The organism is Bacillus gaemokensis (genome assembly GCF_001590835.1).
Classification (GTDB): domain Bacteria; phylum Bacillota; class Bacilli; order Bacillales; family Bacillaceae_G; genus Bacillus_A; species Bacillus_A gaemokensis.
In genome coordinates this window covers 1-2,180 of record NZ_LTAQ01000053.1, presented here as the reverse complement: position 1 = coordinate 2,180, position 2,180 = coordinate 1, and the positions used below count along the sequence as shown (strand labels likewise).

General features: G+C 31.6%; 2 protein-coding genes. Both read right to left on the bottom strand.

The annotated features are described in order from the left end of the window. A partial coding sequence (locus AZF08_RS23135) for an AMP-binding protein (RefSeq protein ID WP_153019581.1) occupies positions 1-1,177 on the bottom strand: 1,177 nt, incomplete at its 3' end. A 206-nt stretch (positions 1,178-1,383) separates the two neighbouring features. Continuing rightward, entirely contained in the window at positions 1,384-2,124 is a 741-nt protein-coding gene (locus AZF08_RS23130) for a condensation domain-containing protein (protein WP_456061913.1), read from the bottom strand. Positions 2,125-2,180 lie beyond the last annotated feature (56 nt).

Here is a 2,180-nt window from a genome sequence, read left to right as displayed (position 1 = left end):
TTTGTTTATCGTAGGATTGTGACTCGCTCAGCGAAATAATAACTCCGTCATAAGAAAGTGGTGGATGTACATCACCGTTCACTAATACAATACGCGCTTTCGAATCCTCCAACATATATTGGATACGTTCTTCCGGATATTGTGGATCAATTGGTACATAAGCCCCTCCTGCCTTACTAACAGCTAGAATCCCTACGACCATCTCCAGACTATGTTTAGCAATAATTCCGACTAATCGATCCGCCTGTACGCCTTCTTTCCTTAGCGTTCGTGCCAGCTGATTCGCTCGTTCATTCAGCTCACAGTACGTTAACTGCTGATCCTCGAATACAACCGCAAGATGATCTGGTGTACGTTCTACCTGTTCTTCAAACAGTTGATATACTGTCTTTTCATGTGGATATTCAACAGCTGTATCATTAAATTCAAATAAAAGTTTATTCTTTTTAATTTCTGCTACAGTTTCAAATTTGTCTATTTCAAGTTCAGGTTGGTATAAAATAACAGAAAAGATATAATTTAAATTCTCTATTAATTGAACTATATAATCTTTATCATAATAATTTTCATTGTATGCTAGCTTTAAATTTATTGAATCTTCTTCTCCCAATTCAAAGTGAAATATAGTATCTGATACTACCGAATCATTATAATTAAAAGAATGAAGTTCCTGTAAAGAAACCATGGTATTTATAACAGGTAAATTGTTTGAATCATATTGTAAATTCAGATTTTGAACCATTTTTCTAAAAGGTAACCCTTGGTGTTCAATACTTTCGCTTATAGATAACTTGATTTGATTAAACAAAGATTTAAATGAACTTTTAGGAGTTATATTATTTTTTAATATTAAAAATTTACTAGAATAAGTTTGATCTTTGTCTAACTCAATTGCTGGGACCCCTAAAATCATATCTTGCTCATAGGTATATTTATGTAATAAGCATTCCACTCCAGCTAATAAAATCATATATATCGCCATATGAGATCGATTAGACATGTTCATAATTCTTTTTGATACATCAGATGATAGAGTACTATCGATAAACTTCTGATTATAAACCGTACTCTCACTTAATCTTTTTTTTGTATGGCTATAGTAAGGAAATGTAGTGAGACTATCTTCAACACTGAATAATTTTTCCCAGAATAATTCTTGTTGTTTAAATTCTGACATTTATAGCACCCCAGACTTTAATAGTATATGGTTAATCTGTTATCTACCATATACAAATTTATATATTCATACTTACATTCTTGAAACTAACATCAATTTCAATTAAAGAGTGTGCTGTATATTTACACACTCTTTAATTTGGAAAATACATCAAAAATTCAGTTCAATTTCTCGGATAGAACTTTCACTTTTTATTGCTTTTTCGCTTAATTTGACATTGCGTAATTGAACATTTTGGTTTTTAACAACTTCCNAAAATTCAGTTCAATTTCTCGGATAGAACTTTCACTTTTTATTGCTTTTTCGCTTAATTTGACATTGCGTAATTGAACATTTTGGTTTTTAACAACTTCTGATAAAACTATCAAGAAATCTTTTGATAATTCATTAATTCTGCTCTTTTCAAATAATTTCTCACAGAATTCAAAACTACATTTGAGTTGTTCACCATCAAGATTTACAAACAATGTTAAATCAAACTTAGCTATCGTATGATCTCGAATATAAGGTTTAAATACTAAATTTTCTATTTGAAGCTCTGTTTCTTCTGTATTTTGTAAAACTAACATTGTATCAAATAGTGGGTTACGGCTCATATCTCTTTTTATATTTACTTTTTGAACCAGCTCTTCAAAAGGATAATCCTGATTCTCATACGCATTCAACATTGTTTCTTTCACTTCCTGAACATACGTATAGAACGTTTTGTCTCCCGCTGGATAATTTCGTATCGCTAACGTATTAACAAACATTCCAATGATTGGCTCTAAATCAGCATGAGTTCTTCCTGCGATAGAAGTCCCTACAATAATATCCTCTTGACCACTATATTTTGCTAATAGTGTTGTATATGCCGCTAATAAGACCATATACAATGTCGCTCCTGTTTGTTTTTCTATCTCTGTTAATCCGTCACTAATTTGTTTGTCAATTGTAAATTCTACTATGTCTCCCTCGTAGCTTCGTACCGATGGTCTCTCATAATCGATCGGTAGCTCTAACT